Here is a 15,357-nt window from a genome sequence, read left to right as displayed (position 1 = left end):
CAACTGGCCCGCCTGCGCGTCGGTCAGGTGGGTGGTGACCTGGCTGATCGCATCGGCCGACCCCTCGGCCAGCGTGCCGCGGGCCAGCCGGTCCCGGACGGTGGGCAGGCGGGCCAGTTGGGTGGCCAGCCGGATCAGGCGGGAGGTGCCTCCGCTGGTCATGCCCGCTGAGGCGCGCAGCCAGGTGCTGGTGGAGGCGTGACCGCCGCTGCCGGGGCTCTTGGCTTCACCGGTGGCGTGGACGCGTCCCACCCGGGCGGCGATCGCCGAGCTCAGCCGGTCCTGGGCGAACAGCAGGTCTTCGGTCTCGCCTACGCACAACCCGGCGCTGTCGGGCATGTCGGTTACCGCAATCCGGGAGGCGAGCTGCCGGAACTGGGCCACCAGCACCCCCGAACCCACCGGCTCGCCCCAGGCCTCCGGCCCTGCCGAGCGGCCAGCGTCAGCCGAGCGGCCAGGATCGGCCGAGCGGCCAGGATCGGCCGAGCGGCCAGGATCGGCCGAGCGGTCAGGATCGGCCGAGCGGTCAGGATCGGCCGAGCGGTCAGGATCGGCCGAGCGGCCAGGATCGGCCGAGCGGCCAGGATCGGCCGAGCGGCCAGGATCGGTGAAGCGACCGGCGTCGGTGGAGCGGCCAGGGTCGGTGGAGCGGCCGTGGAGGAACTGCTGCCGTGCGTTCTGCTGCCCTGCGTCGCCGCACGCGTCCCTGTGCGCGTCGCCGTATGTGTCGTCGTGGGTGTCGTGGGCGGAACGCTGGGGCGGGACGTAGTCAGGGTCCAGCATCGTGCCCTTCAGGAACGCGGGCAGCTCGCGTCCGCGGGCACCCTTCGCACGGGCGGGATCCCGCACGTCGATTGGAGAACCGAGCATGGAAGGTGCCCCCCTTTCGCTCCGGCGGATCCGAACAACCACCCTCACGCTATCCAGCACCTACGACAAAACCTGGCCTAGATCCACGACAAAACCGCAGGTCACGCGCCCCGTGAAAAGATCTACCTACCCACCGGCATCCGAAGATCCATCCGCCACGCCCGATCAGGAGTAGGACACCAACCGGCGGACCGTCAACCCGCGAAGAACAGGCCTGGCGGCCTCGCCCGTGATCTACTGGGCCAGCCAGATCGGCAGTACCGACAGCAGGATGAGCGCCGCCGCGACCACGTGCACCACCGGTGCCTGGTTGGGCCTGAACAGGTTCTCGAAGATCCAGATCGGGAGCGTCCTGACCCCGCTCCGGCCGTGAACGTTGTCACGATGATCTCGAAGAAGGACAGCGCGAACGCCAGCAGCCCGCCCGCCACCGATCGCATCATCGGGAACGTCGCCAGCCGGAACGTGGTGAACGTGTCCGCCCCCAGGTCCGCCGACGCCTCCTCGATGGACACCCCGAGCCGCCGCAGCCGGGCCACCACGTTGTTGTCGACCAGGGTCAGCGACCAGCAGGCCGATGGTGCGCGCTCACGCAGGCTCGGAGAGTACCGGCGGCCATGGGTTGTGGCCGGTCGAGCAGATCTCGACTGCATCGGGGTTCAAGGACGACGAGCGGGCCGGGCGGTGTGGTTCGAGGTGGAGGATCCGATATTGCCGGTCAAGGAAGCCAAAGATGAACGGCGTTGACATGTTCACAGACACATTGCCCCGAGAAAACGCCCTTCTCATCCCCGAATCCACCGCTGAGCCGAACAACCGCCGGAAAGTCACGAGCGACGAGGAAATCGCTGGGCTACTGACTGCTCGGATCACCGACGGAATCTTCGCCAAGGGCGAACCGATTCCCACCATCCACGAAGTGATGAGGACTCACCAAGTGAGTTTCCACACTGCCACCAACGCTCAGCATCGCCTGCCCGGGCGGAGGCGGAGATGCGTGGCGGGGAGAGCCTCGCGCACTGAGGCTCTCCCCGGCTTGGTTACTGCTGTTCCGCCAGGTCGGCGATGAGTGCCTGGCCGTCTCTGGCGAGTGCGGCCCGGACCGCGGAGTCAGCGATCTTGTTGGGCTTCCCTGCTTCGGAGATGAAGTTCTCCAGTGGGTTGATGGCGTGCTGGATCCTGCCCTTGAGGGCCTGTTCCTGAGAACGGTCGATACGGTCGCGGAGCTTGGCGGCCGTATCGGCGTTGAATTTGCCGGCTAGCTGGAACTGGGTGATGAGGGCGCGGACCTCGTCGTAGGAGGTCCGGGTCGTGAAGGTGATGGTCTGTGTGGCGGTGTTGCCGGCGTTGTCGGTAGCGGTGACGGTGAAGGTGTGTTCGCCCAGCGGCAGCGACCACAGCGGGACTGGTGCGCTGGAATCGACGCCGGTGCCGTCGATCGTGGCCTTGACGCTGCTGACGCCGGAGGTCGCGTCGCTCGCGGTGAACACCGGGGTGATCGACTCGGCGTCGCCGTACGGCTTGGGTTCGACGCCGATCGCGGCGATCCCAGGGGCGGTCTTGTCGACCTTGAGGGGGAGGCTGCCGGACGGAGAGGTGGTGCCCGCGCTGTCGGTGGCCCGGTAGAGGAGGGTTCCGTTGACGTCGGCGCTCACGGTCTGGATTCCGGTCGCGGGTACGTTGACCCAGGTGGTGCCGTCGTTGATGGAGTATTGGCCGGTCCACAGGCCGGCGGTCAGCCCGCTGTAGGTGAGCTTGACGTCGCTGGTGTACCAGCCGTTGTTCCCGGTGGGAGCGGCCGGGTCGAGGGTGACGCGGATGTCGGGGATGGTCTGGAACTGGAAGTTTCGGGCGAACAGTTCGGGCTGGACGCCGCCGGTCCAGGTGGCGACGAAGTACAGGTCGTGGGCGCCGCCCGGGTCGGTGATCGGGGTGGTGAACCACTTGTAGACCCTGCTGGACAGTGATGTCGATCCGGTGCCGGGCACGTTCGCGAAGCTCGCGACGGTGGGTCCGGTGGGAGAATCGGCGTGCACAGTGAAGTTGACGCCGGGCAGGCGGGTGGCGAACTCCATGTTGAGGTGGTCGACGCCCTTGAGGTTGATGCGGGGGAACATGAACCAGTTGCCGGTGTCGGGGATGAACAGCTGCCCGGTGTAGAGGCCGACACCGAGACCCTTTTGATAGGTGGAGGCGGCGTACTGGCGGGGGTGCAGGACGACGTCGCTGGAGCCTTCGAGCGCAGGGGTGTCGCCGGCGCCGCCCTGGTCGGTGTAGGAGGCCTCGACGACGTGGAAGACGTAGGCGTTGGTGCCGTGGGAGGCGTCGCGGCCCGGCACCAGCACACCTGCGCAGTCGGCGTTGGGTGTGGCCTCGGCCATCGGGTGACCGTGCTGGTTGTGGCCGAGCTGATAGGTCACTTTGACCTTGGTGCAGTCGATGGTGCCGTCCTCGGGGTCGGTCACCTTGACCTTGAACGGCAGGTTCTGGCCGAACTCCGCGAACCTGCCGTCCTCGGGCAGGGTGAGCTCGACGGTGGGACGGGTGTTGCCGGCCACTACCGAAAGGTTCGCGATCGCTTCGGCGCCGCCGGAGTCGGTGACGGTCAGCCGGGGATGGAACTGCCCGGACGTGGTGTAGGTGTAGCTGGCGGTCGGCCCTGTCGCATCGGCGGTGCCGTCACCGTCGAGGTCCCAGGAGAACGTCAGCGGGTCGCCGTCGGGGTCGGTGGTGGCCGAGGCGTCGAAATCGACGGTGAGGGGGAGCTGGCCGGAGTCGGCACTCAGGTCGGTCTGGATCGCGGGCGTCCGGTTGCCTTCGACGTAGTCGATCCGGTAGATGCCCGAGTCGTCGTTGCTGGCGCCCCAGCCGTTGCCGTACTCCAGCACGTACAACGAACCGTCGGGGCCGAACTGCATGTCCATCGGCTTACGGAAGTCCAGGTCGGGCAGGAGTTCATGCATTTCGGCAGGGGCGCCGGTCTCGTCGAACGCCGTCGTCTGGACCCAGTCGGTGGTCCAGTCGAAGAAGAACCGGCGATTGTCGAACCACTCGGGGAACTTGGTCTTGGAGGTGCTGGCGGCGTCGTAGTGATACTGCGGTCCGGCCATGGCGCCGCCGCCGTACAGCTCGGGGAAGTAGGACTGCTTGTCGTAGGTGTAATAGACGGTGGCGGGCTTGATCGGCGGCAGGTTCACCAGGCCGGTGTTGTTGGGCGAGTCGTTGACCGGTGCGGCGCAGTCGAACCAGGGGCCGGGCTGGTCGGTGACGTAGTTCCAGTCGTTGTAGGGGACGTTGTTCATCGTGCAGTACGGCCAGCCGTAGTTGCCGGGCCCGTCCATGAGGAACACTCTCACGTGCCCGGCCGGTCCACGCTGGGGGTCGGCGAGCACCGCGTCGGGCCCGTAGTCGGCCATCCACAACTTGCCCGTGGCCTCGTCGTAGTCGCCGATGGTGAAGGGGTTACGGAACCCCATCGCGTAGATTTCCGGACGGGTCTTCGCGGTGCCGACCGGGAACAGGTTGCCCTCGGGGATGTCGTAGCCGCCCTCGGGCTTGGGCACGATCCGAAGGATCTTGCCATTGAGGTCGTTGGTGTTGGCCGAAGTCCGCTGCGCGTCGCCGCCCGCCTGGCCGGGACGCTCGTCGGTGCCAGGAAAGCCCCGCGAGGCACAGCAGTTGGTGTTGTCGCCGGTGGCGATGAACAGGTAACCGTCATCTGACATCAGCAGGTCACCGGCGCTGTGCCCGCCACCGACGCCCTGCGGGTGCTGGATGTCCAGGATCACCTTCTCCGAGGAGAGGTCCAGCATGTTGTCGTCGCCGAGGGTGAAGCGCGACACCCGGGAGATGAAGCTGGACGCCCAGTCCGGCCGGGAGAAATGCAGGTAGAGGTGGCCGGTCGTGGCGAAGTCCGGGGCGAGTGCGAGCCCCACCATGCCGAGTTCACCGACGACCCGGACCGGTACCGTACCGGCGACCACGGAGGCCTTGGTCGTCGGGTCCCAGACCTTTACCCGGCCATCACGCTCGATATAGACCACACGCCCGTCCGGGGCGACACTGATCCGCATCGGCTGTGTGAGACCGGTGTTCTCCAGCAAGACCTTCTGGAAGCGCTCGTCCGGAGGGGGCGGTGAGCTGTGCTCTCCGGGATGTGCCACGACGCTCGTCGCGGGCATCAGGGATGTCATCAACAGGGACGAGGACAAGAAGGCCACCATAAGGCGGCGCGCGAAAGGCATGGATCTCTCCACGGAGTGGGGATGATTTCGACCGCCGTGCTGGAGGAGCTCCTCTGGCGGTCAGTTGTCTCCGGAGCCCGCTTGAGCAGGCCCCGCGGCCGGCCCCAGGCGCAGCCAGGGACCGGGCGGGAATCAGCGACAGGGGAAACCGGCCGTCACGCGTCCGGTCACGGCGAAGTAGACACGGCGACCGGTCGACCTCGCAGGCCCAGCAGGGCTAGGCGCGAAGAGCAGCCATGTTGTCGTAGCTGATCTCGGCGTACTGCAGGGACTGGTTCGGCGCCGTCGTGGCGTTGCCCGGCGCGTTGTCCTGCTCGTACATCGGGTAGTGGTGCCCGCTGGTCAGGCCGCGGAAGAACCCGGTGTAGTCGATGGCGCCGGTGCCGAACGGCACCATGTCGTAGCCGTTGGCGGTCGAGGTGTTGATCGCGCCATCCTTGGCGTGGAACAGCGGGTAGCGGCCCTCCTGGGCCTGGACCAGGGCGAGCGGGTTGAAGACGTTCGTCTGGGTGGAGCCGTCCGGCGCGGTGTAGGTCTTGAACTTGTACTGGGCGACGTGCGCCCAGTAGATGTCCATCTCCAGGTTGACGAACTTGGGGTCGGTGATGCCGAGGAAGTACTCCAGCTTGCGTACGCCCGAGGAGCGCGTGGGACGGCCCAGCGCATCGAGCGGCCCGCTGTCCAGCAGGAAGTTGTACGCCGCGTCGTGATTGTGGGTGTACAGCTTGACGTAGCCGGAGGAACGGGCGATCTCGCCCAGAGTGTTCCACTTGGCCGCGGCGACGTCCCAGTCGGCCTTGTAGTTGCTCGACGTGGGGTCGTTGCCGGTGCCCATGTGGCCCATGCCCAGGATGTTGGCGATCTCCAGGGACGCCTTGAACCGGTCGAGATCGGCCTGGGTCAGCGGCCAGGAGGCGGGGATGAAGCCGTGGTTGCCCTCGGCCCGCAGCCCGTTGTCGTCCAGCCACTGGCGCAGCAGCGTCGCACCGGCGACGGTCTCCAGGTTGGCGCCGCCCTCGGCGTTGGCGTTCTGGGTGTAGCCGGCGAACTCGACGCGCTCGTAACCGATGTCGCTGAGCGCCTTGAAGACCTCGCGGAAGCCCGAAGGCAGGTCGGAGGTGAGCGGGTTGCGGGAGATGGCGTCCCGGACGGTGAAGAGGATGATGCCGCGCTTGCTGTCCCGGATCAGGGGGACGCCTTCGGCGGCTGCGGCGCGTCCGGGCTTCAGAATCGTCGAGGCGGCGACGGCCGCCGCGGCCATCCCGGTGGTGGCCGCGAGGAGCTGCCGTCGGCTGAGACCCAGCTTGCGGCCCAGCTCGTGACCCTCGTCAGGTGCGTCTACTTGCGGATGACGAAACATCACACACGTATCCCTTCACAGGAAGAACGCGTGCGCCGACCACGTCACAACAAATCATTTCCTCAGACCATCCGGCATGCCACAGCCGTCAGGTCCGAGCTCCCACATTGTTAGCCGCTGATCACCATCACGTCAATGAGCCCCTTTCCAGCAGCCTCTTCAGCCGGTCGTGCTCTCCCTGACGATCATTCGGTGGGGTACGACGACCTCGGCCGCGCTGGATGTCGCCGTTCCGTTGATCGCTGACAGCAGCGTGTCGACGGCCGTGTGGGCGATGGCGGCCTTGTCAGGGGCGACGGTCGTGAGGCTCGGAGTGCTGTACTGCCCCTCCTCGATGTCGTCCACGCCGACCACGGCCACGTCGTCGGGCACCCGGACTCCTGCCCTGGTCAGCGCGCGGATCGCGCCAAGGGCGAGCAGGTCGTTGTAGCAGAACACCGCGTCGGGCGGCTCGGGCAGGGCCAGCAGGCGGTCCATCGCCTCGGCGCCCAGCCGCCGGTGGAAGCGGGCCGTCGGGACAACCAGCTCATCCACCACGGGCAGGCCGCGGCGCGCGTGCGCCTGCCGGTAGCCGATCGTGCGCAACTGCGCGGTCTCGCCCGTCGCGTACGGCTGGTCGCCGATGGCCGCCACCCGCGTACGGCCGAGGTCCAGCAGGTGGGAGGTCGCGTCGAAGGCGGCGGCGACGTTGTCGATCGCCACGTGGTGGAAACTGCCGTTGAAGATGTGCTCGCCCAGCAGCACGATCGGCACCCGATTGCCGCGTTCGCGCAGCTCCTTGGCGGTGATCGTCAGCGGGCTGAGCAGCAGGCCGTCGAACATGGCGGCCCGCGAGTCGCGGCCGAGCAGGGCGCGCTCGTGCTCCGCGTCGCCGTCGGTCTGGTCGATCATCACCACGTAGTCGTGCGCGCGCGCCGCCGTGATCACCTCACGCGCCAGCTCGGCGAAGTAGGGCACGTCCAGCTCCGGCACGACGAGCGCGATCATGCCGGTACGGCCCTGCCGCAGGTTTCTGGCGATCAGGTTCGGCCGGTACCCGAGCTCGTCGAGCACGGCCTGCACCCGGGTGCGCAACTCGTCGGAGACCGGGGCATAGCCGTTGACGACGTTCGAGACCGTGCGGATCGAGACGTTGGCGCGCCGGGCGACGTCGCGCAGAGTGGGACCGGCCATGCGTCTCCTATACCTTCCCCTGCTCGGCTTTGCTAGATCTTAACTCGCTCTTGCATCGTTGCATTGCTGTATGCATGATGTCTACATCGTTGCAGAGCCCTCACAAGGTCGGATCGGGGCACGGTTAAGGAGCACCACATGTCCACACCCCCTATCGGGCGGCGCGGCTTCATCAAAGGCGCGCTCGGCGTCGGCGCGCTGGCCGTAGCCGGCTGCGCGCCAGGCGGAAGCGGCCAGGCCGTACCGAGCAAGCTGGCAGCCCCGAGCGCCACCGCCTCGACCGTCAAGGGCGAGATCACGATCTGGAACCGCTCGGGCGACCTGTTCAAGGTCTTCGACGCCGCGATCGCCAAGTTCAAGCAGGCCTACCCCGGCGTGACGGTCAACCACCAGCAGGTCGACATCGACGCCAAGCTGGCCAACACCCTGATCAGCGGCACCGACGTGCCGGACGGGAGTTTCTGGGACGACGCCAAGATCGGCGGCCAGGCCGAGCACCTGTACGACCTGACCGATCTGATCGCGCCCTACCAGGACAAAACGGCGCCGTACAAGATCTCGGTGAACACCGTCGACGGCAAGATCTACGGCGTTCCGTGGGACCTCGACCCCGGCCTGCTCTGGTACCGCGAGGACATCCTCGAAGCGGCCGGCGTCGACATCGCGAGCATCGCCACCTACGACGACCTGCTCACCGCGGCGCGGACCATCAAGGACAAGAACCCGGCCAGCAAGCCGATCCACCTGGACAAGAACCCGTTCCTGTCGCAGCTGTGGCTGGAGATGCTGGCCAACCAGCAGGGCACGAGCCTGACCGACGCGAGCGGCAAGCTGCGCCTCGACTCCCCGGAGTACAAGAAGATCTTCACCTGGATCGAGCAGGCGACCGGCGACGGCCTGGTCACCCACGCGCCCTACCTGGAGCCTGCCGACGTCAACACGCTCGACAATGGCCAGCAGGTGTTCGTGCCGTGGGCCATCTGGTGGTCGTTCGCGCCGCAGAACCTGCTCAAGGCCACCAAGGGCAAGTGGCGCGCCGCCCCGCTGCCCGCGTGGACGCCGGGCGGGGCGCGCAGCGGCGTCATGGGCGGCAGCAGCTTCGTGATCCCCGCCAAGGCCAAGAACCCCGAACTGGCCTGGTTGCTGTACGAGTACCTGTGCTTCAAGGACGAGGGCATCCAGGCCGTGTACGGCCCCAACAGCGTCTACCCGGGCGGCCTGTCCACCTCCGTCCCCAGCTACCTCCCGGTCCTCGACCCGGCCAAGCCGCTCTTCCAGCCCATCGAGGCGCTCGGCGGCCAGGACCTGTGGAAGGTCGCCACCGAGGCGTCGAGCACGATCCCCGCCGCCGCGCCGATCCCGTGGTGGTGGGCCCAGTCGGTCGACTACCTGGGCAACAACGTGCAGCGGCTCATCGAGGGCAAGATGTCGCCCGACGACGTGATCGCCGACTCGGCCAAGAAGATCCAGCGCAACCTGGTCGACCGCGGCTGATGCGGGTTCGGACGTGGCTGACGCCGTACGTGTTCGTGTCGCCGTTCTTCCTGGTGTTCGCCGCGTTCGGCGTCTACCCGCTGATCTTCGCGCTCCAGCTCAGCTTCACCCGGTGGCGTGGGGCGGGCGAGGCCACGTTCGTCGGGCTCGGCAACTACTCCTACCTGCTGAGCAGCCCCGACTTCTGGGCCTCGCTGGGCAACTCGGCCGTCATGTGGGTGCTGATCGTCCCGATCCAGGTGGTGGCGGGGCTGGGCGCCGCCGTCCTGCTGGCGAACGCGAAGCTGCGGCTGCGCGGGTTCTTCCGGGTGGCGTTCATCGCGCCGTTCGTGACGCCGCTGGTGGCGATGGCGCAGGTGTGGATCGTCGTGTTCGACACCGACTACGGTCTCGTCAACTACCTGCTCAACCTGGTCGGGCTGCCTGACGTGGGCTGGCTGACCTCGACGACGTGGTCGAAGCCGACGCTGGCGCTGCTGGTCCTGTGGAAGACGACCGGCTTCGCGATCATCATCCTGCTGGCGGGGCTGCAGGCCGTACCCGGACAGGTCTACGAGGCGGCCAGCCTCGACGGCGCTTCGCGGTGGCGCCAGTTCTGGTCGCTGACCGTTCCGCTGGTACGGCGCAGCATCGCCTTCCTGGTCGTGGTGCAGACGCTGGCGGTGTTCCAGATGTTCGCCGAGCCGTTCGTCGTCACCCAGGGCGGGCCCTACGGCTCCACCGAGACGGCGGGCCTCTACCTCTTCGACCACATTTCCGCGTCCGACCTCGGCACCGGAGCGGCGAACTCGTTCCTGCTGGTGTTGCTGGTGTTCGGGCTCTCGCTCGGCGCGGTCAGGCTGCTGCGGCCCAAGGACGGCACGTCATGAAACCCGGTATCGGCCAGTACACGATCCTCGGCGTGCTCGCGATCGGCTTCCTCTACCCGATCTGGTGGGCGATCAGCTCCTCGTTCAAGCCGCCGAACGACATCGTCACCGACCCGCTGACGCTCTCGGGCCCGACGCTGCACAACTACCAGGCGATGTTCGCCGACGTGCCCATCGGCACCGGCTTCGCCAACACCGCGCTCGTGCTGGTCGTCAAGGGCGCGATGACCATGGTGTTCTGCCCGCTGGCCGGGTACGCGTTCGCCAAGTTCACCTTCCCCGGCAAGAACGTGCTGTTCGGCGTGGTGTTGCTGACGCTGATGTTGCCGACGCTGGTGCTGATCATCCCGCTGCTGCTGGAGATGAGCGCGCTCGGCTGGGTGAACACCTACCAGGCGCTCATCCTGCCCGGCTCGATCGACGCCTTCAGCATCTTCTGGATGCGCCAGACGATCGCCGCGATCCCCACCGAACTCATCGACGCCGGACGCGTGGACGGGGCCTCGGAGCTGGGCATCTTCGTCCGCGTCGTGCTGCCGGTGATCCGGCCGGGGCTGGCCGCGCTCGCCGTGCTGACCACCATGAACGTCTACAACGACTTCGTCTGGCCGGTGGTCGCCGTCAACGACACCGAGCACCAGACCCTGCAGGTCGTGTTGTCGACACTCGCGCAGAACATCACCGGCAACAGGATCGGCTCCGACTTCACCACCGTCTGGGGCGAGCTGCTCGCCGCGGGCAGCGTCGCCATGGTGCCGCTGTTGGTGATCTTCGTACTGCTCCAGCGCCACTTCATCAACGGCATCCTCGCCGGCAGCGTCAAAGGCTGATTTTTCATGGAACGGAGAACCATGACCCCCTACCCCCGCCCCCACTTCGACCGGTCGCACGCCTGGGCGAGCCTGAACGGCGAGTGGGACTTCCGCGCCGACACTGACGCGGAATGGGGCCGCATCACGGTGCCCTACGCGTGGGAGACGCCCGCGTCCGGGGTGGCGCGGCACTGGGTGTCCCTGGCCTGGTATCGGCGGACCGTCACCGTTCCCGCCGCCTTCACCGAGCGGGTGATCCTGCACTTCGGCGCCGTGCACCACGAGGCGACCGTGTGGGTGAACGGCGTCGAGGTGGTACGGCACGCCGGCGGGTACACGCCGTTCGAGGCCGACATCACCGACGCGCTCGTCCCCGGGGAGCAGGAGATCGTCGTCCGCGTGCACGCGCCGCTCGACAAGCGGGACATCGCGCACGGCAAGCAGCGCAGCGTGCCGCGTGACGACTTCGACGGGGTCTGCTTCACGCCGTCGTCGGGGATCTGGCAGAGCGTGTGGCTGGAGGGGCGGCCCGCCGCCCACATCTCGGCGTTGCGGCTGCGGCCGAACGAGACGCTCGACGGGATCGAGGTGGAGGCGCTCGCCTCGGACGGGACGTTGCGACTGTCCCTGCGCGGGGGCGGCGTTCTTGAGGTGCCCGTGGTCGACGGGGTCGCGCGGGCGTCGCTGCCGGTGGCGGAGCCGCTGCACTGGTCGCCGGAGAATCCGCGGCTGTACTACGTCGACGCCGAACTGTCCTCGGGTGACCGGGTCACGGCGTACACCGGGTTGCGCAGGATCGAGGCGGTCGGCGAGGAGCTGTATCTGAACGGCCGGCGGTTCTTCGTGCGCGGCGTGCTCGACCAGGGGTACTGGCCGCTGACCGGGATCACCCCGCCCTCGGACGAGGCGCTGGTGGCCGACATCGAGGCCGCCGCGGCCGCTGGGTACAACCTGGTGCGCAAGCACCTGAAGCTCGAGGATCCGCGCTTCTACCATCTGTGCGACACGATGGGCATGCTGGTCTGGGCCGAGCCCGCCGCCACCGGCCGCTTCTCCGCCGAGTCCGTCGCCGCCTTCGAGGCGCAGATCGCGCCGATGGTGGAACTGCACGGCAATGCTCCGTCGATCGTCATCTGGGGGTTGTACAACGAGGAATGGGGGCTGGACTGGGACATCCCGGGCGACCCGCTGAAGGCTGAGGCGGCTGTCCGGTCGTACGACCTGCTCAAGGCGCTCGACGCCAGCAGGCCCGTGGTGGAGAACTCGGGCTGGGCCCACGTGAAGACCGACCTGCTCGACTGGCACTACTACGACGAGTCGCCGTCGGCCTGGGCGCGGAATGTCGCCGACCTGATGAACGGCGTCCGCGACGACTTCCCGGTGAAGCTGGGGCCGGACTTCGTGGTGCGCAAGGTGCTCGCCGTCGAGCCGCTGGCGGGCGTGCCGAACCTCAACAGCGAGTACGGCGGGGGCTTCACCTGCGTCGAACGCGCCTGGCACCTGCGCTGGCAGACGCAGGAACTGCGCAGGTATGACCGGCTGGCCGGCTACGTGTACACGGAGTTGTACGACATCGAGCACGAGTCGGCCGGGCTGCTCGACTTCGAGCGGCGTGCCAAGGATCTGGCGGGGGTCCGCCCCGCCGAGGTGAACGCGGTGACCACCCTGGTCGTTGACGTGGTTCCGGTGGGGCCCGCCCGCGACCTGCTCACCGAGTCCCGAAATTTCACCATCCCTGTGCATGTCTCGCACCACGGTCCCGAGCCGGTCGACGGCGTCATCCACACGGCGTGGACCGGCCTGCTCGCCCCTACTCCCGTGGACGGCTCCTGGACCGAAGGGCCCGCCGCGAGCGCCAAACCGTTCGTGCTCGGCTCCGCCGTACCGGTTGAGGCCGAACTGCCGGCGGGCTGGCCAGCGGGCCGGCTCCACCTCGCCCTCGTCTCCGGCGGCACGGTCATCGCCCGTACGGCCCTGGACGTGAGCACCCACACGGCCCCGATCATCGGCGACGACCACCCCCTCTAGGAGATCCGTCATGCGTCGCTTCTTGGTGTTGCCACCGCGACTGCTGTCAGTTCGGTTCGCCTAGTTCGTCGGCCTCGGCTGATCGGCCCAGGTCGCGCAGCACAACGGCAAGGTTGCTGCGGCTGGTCAGGGTGTCGGGGGCTTCAGCGCCGAAGAGGCGTGTCCGGGTCTCCAGGACTGCGCGGTGCTCAGCTTCGGCCTCGGCTGGTCGGCCCAGGTCGCGCAGCACAACGGCATGATCGCTGCGGCTGGTCAGGGTGTCGGGATGGTCGGCCCCGAACAGACGCGTCCGGGTCTCCAGGACTGCCCGGTGCTCAGCTTCGGCCTCCATCCATTGGCCAAGGTCCCGCAGCACCTTGGCGTGGTTGTTACGGCTGTTCAAGGTGTCGGGATGGTCAGCCCCGAACAGACGCGTCCGGGTCTCCAGGACTGCCCGGTGCTCAGCTTCGGCCTCCATCCACTGGCCAAGGTCCCGCAGCACATAGGCGAGGTTATCGCGGCTGGTCAGGGTATCGGGGTGGTCAGGCCCGAACAGCCGTGTCCGCGCTTCGAAGACGACCCGATTCTCAGTCTCGGCCTCGATCCACTGGCCAAGGTCCCGCAGTACATTGGCGAGGTTATGGCGGCTGGTCAGGGTGTCGGGGTGGTCAGGCCCGAACAGCCGCTTCTGAACCTCCAGGACTGTCCGGTTCTCAGTCTCCGCCTCCGCCAAGCGGCCCACCTCCCAAAGCACCAGGGCCAGGTTGCTGCGGCTGGTCAGAGTGTCGGGGTGATCGGCACCCAGCAGCTGTGACCGGACTTTAAGGACCGCCCGGTTCTCGGCTTCTGCCTCCGCCGGCCGACCCAACGCCCACAACACGAGGGCGAGGTCACTGCGGCTGGTCAGGGTATCGGGGTGCTCGGGGCCGTGCTGGTCGAGGTTGGCGTTGAGGGCGTACTGGTAGGCAGTGGCGGCGAGTTGATAACGGCCCTTGTTATAGGCAGTAGTGGCGAGGTCAGCGGCTTGGGCGGCGTCGCCGTACCGGAGCGCGGCGGTGATCACTTCGGCGGGGACGTGATCCCCTGCCGGGCTGCGGCGTTGGGTGACGTCCAGGAGGTAATCGAACACTTCGACGTGGTCGTCGTCGCCGGTGCTTTGGAGCAAGGGGTTGCCTGTCTGCCGAACCTGGGTGGCCCACCGCCAGGCTTCGTCCATGGATTCCGGGCGTAACCGTGCCCCTCCACGCGCCTCCAAGTAGCCAGCGTGCGCTTCCTCCAGCAGCGGCCTGGGCGCGCCCGAGAGGTAGCCCGCGCGGCGCAGGTCGACGGCTGCGGCGATCAACGCCGCTCCCCGTGGATGCGCGCCCCGGGACCAGGCGTTCTCCCATTCCCGCAACAGCCGCGGCCCACACGCCAGGTACTCGGCGATCCCGCAGGTGTCGGCATGGGTGAGCGCGTCAGCGATCCGGGGATCTGCTCCTGCCGCCTCTCCGGCCCTGGTCCGCTCCGCTGCGGTGAACTGTCGTTCGAGAAAGATCCGGTGAGCCAGATCGAGTACCGCTTGGGTGTCGCGTTGAAGCTGCCGGGCCGTTTTCTCTTCGCTTGCGGCGGTGAGTCGATCCTCTTCTGCGGTCCGCAACGTCGCCACGATCACCCGGTGGTGCCCGTCTCCGGCGAGCATCTCGGCGACCTGCTTGTACGACAGGCCGCCCGCTCCGAGGTAGAACTCCAGATCGTTCAGCCACAGGACACACCGCCGCGCCGACCCGGCTGCGCGTACCGCGGCTGCCACCGCTTCCCGGCCCAGCGGGACGATCAACATGTGGTCGGGGAGCACTGCCCGGATCGCCTCGAACGCCGCCCGCGACTTCCCAGCCGTGGAGTCACCCACTAGCAGCACAAACCCTGACCCGCCCAGCCGCGCCCGCAAACCGCGATCGGTGTCCCGCTCGATGTAAACCGGAACCCGATCACGGCCAGGACCCGGTTCCCTCGTCGGTGCGGGATGCACCCCGAGCACTATCGGATCCACGTCCCGGACCCGTGGCAGTTTCCCGCCCAATGTGTAACTGCCTTCGGCCAACTCCCAGGCTCGCTCGTCTCGGACCTGCACGGCCCTGGTGAACCGCTCCTGCCATACCCCCGACAACAGGGCTGCGACCGGAGCGACGATCGCCGCCAGGGTCAGCCATCGCCAGTCCTTCACCCCGGCCACCGCCAGCACCGACGGCGCGGCCACCAGCAAGACTCCCGCCGTAGCTAGGAACCCGACCCTCACCACCCGGTTCCCCTTCACCTGCCCACCCGCTCCCCTGTCTGGCAGCCTTGACCACCCAGACTCCCATCCTGAATCGCCCCAAACAGACCGGACATTCAACCGTGACTCCCGGCCTTCGGGACTGAGCGCAGAAGTTGATGGTAGAGATGACCATGGATTGTTATCGCAGATAGGGGTGCATTATCTGCGATAGCGTGGACGCTGTCCTGGGAGAACACCCCGCCACACCGACTGGACGCGCTGGTACAAC

General features: G+C 67.7%; 9 protein-coding genes and 1 pseudogene. 5 read left to right on the top strand and 5 right to left on the bottom strand.

All coding sequences use genetic code 11. The annotated features are described in order from the left end of the window. Nucleotides 1-870: pseudogene (locus tag Amac_RS43205) on the bottom strand (DUF222 domain-containing protein); the annotation flags it as partial. Between the two features lie 369 nt (nt 871-1,239). Between Amac_RS43205 and Amac_RS54560 the strand changes: the two are divergent. Beyond that, the gene (locus Amac_RS54560) at nt 1,240-1,617 is read left to right on the top strand and encodes a hypothetical protein (protein ID WP_155360246.1); all 378 of its coding nucleotides are present in this window, start codon (nt 1,240-1,242) and stop codon (nt 1,615-1,617) included. 293 nt (nt 1,618-1,910) lie between these two features. Here the strand turns inward: Amac_RS54560 and Amac_RS43195 are convergent, their stop codons facing one another. The 3 genes from Amac_RS43195 to Amac_RS43185 form a co-directional block, all read right to left on the bottom strand. Beyond that, the gene (locus tag Amac_RS43195; RefSeq protein WP_170322949.1) at nt 1,911-5,081 is read right to left on the bottom strand and encodes a PQQ-dependent sugar dehydrogenase; all 3,171 of its coding nucleotides are present in this window, start codon (nt 5,079-5,081) and stop codon (nt 1,911-1,913) included. Nucleotides 5,082-5,331: 250 nt separating this feature from the next. Further along, nucleotides 5,332-6,474 carry a sugar phosphate isomerase/epimerase family protein gene (locus Amac_RS43190; protein WP_155360244.1) on the bottom strand — a complete coding sequence of 381 codons (1,143 nt, stop codon included), beginning with the start codon at nt 6,472-6,474 and terminating at the stop codon, nt 5,332-5,334. Nucleotides 6,475-6,633: 159 nt separating this feature from the next. Beyond that, the gene (locus tag Amac_RS43185) at nt 6,634-7,647 is read right to left on the bottom strand and encodes a LacI family DNA-binding transcriptional regulator (protein WP_155360243.1); all 1,014 of its coding nucleotides are present in this window, start codon (nt 7,645-7,647) and stop codon (nt 6,634-6,636) included. 138 nt (nt 7,648-7,785) lie between these two features. Here Amac_RS43185 and Amac_RS43180 point away from each other — a divergent pair, with 138 nt between their 5' ends. Genes Amac_RS43180 through Amac_RS43165 form a run of 4 tightly spaced genes read left to right on the top strand, consistent with a single transcriptional unit; the run spans nt 7,786 to nt 12,850 of the window. Beyond that, nucleotides 7,786-9,141, top strand: coding sequence for an ABC transporter substrate-binding protein (locus Amac_RS43180; protein ID WP_155360242.1), 1,356 nt, complete (start codon nt 7,786-7,788; stop codon nt 9,139-9,141). Continuing rightward, entirely contained in the window at nt 9,141-10,010 is an 870-nt protein-coding gene (locus tag Amac_RS43175; protein ID WP_155360241.1) for a carbohydrate ABC transporter permease, read from the top strand. Before Amac_RS43180 ends, Amac_RS43175 begins: the two co-directional genes overlap by 1 nt. After that, nucleotides 10,007-10,840, top strand: coding sequence for a carbohydrate ABC transporter permease (locus Amac_RS43170; protein ID WP_155360240.1), 834 nt, complete (start codon nt 10,007-10,009; stop codon nt 10,838-10,840). The genes Amac_RS43175 and Amac_RS43170 overlap by 4 nt, the downstream gene beginning before the upstream one ends. A gap of 21 nt (nt 10,841-10,861) precedes the next feature. Next, complete coding sequence (locus Amac_RS43165) at nt 10,862-12,850, top strand: glycoside hydrolase family 2 protein (protein ID WP_155360239.1); 1,989 nt, start codon at nt 10,862-10,864, stop codon at nt 12,848-12,850. Nucleotides 12,851-12,896: 46 nt separating this feature from the next. Here the strand turns inward: Amac_RS43165 and Amac_RS54105 are convergent, their stop codons facing one another. Further along, nucleotides 12,897-15,068, bottom strand: coding sequence for a tetratricopeptide repeat protein (locus Amac_RS54105; RefSeq protein WP_246269070.1), 2,172 nt, complete (start codon nt 15,066-15,068; stop codon nt 12,897-12,899). Nucleotides 15,069-15,357: the final 289 nt, after the last annotated feature.

Source organism: Acrocarpospora macrocephala, assembly GCF_009687865.1.
GTDB classification, from domain to species: Bacteria; Actinomycetota; Actinomycetes; order Streptosporangiales; family Streptosporangiaceae; genus Acrocarpospora; species Acrocarpospora macrocephala.
Note: the sequence above shows the minus strand (reverse complement) of the source record. Positions and strands in the feature narration are given on the sequence as shown.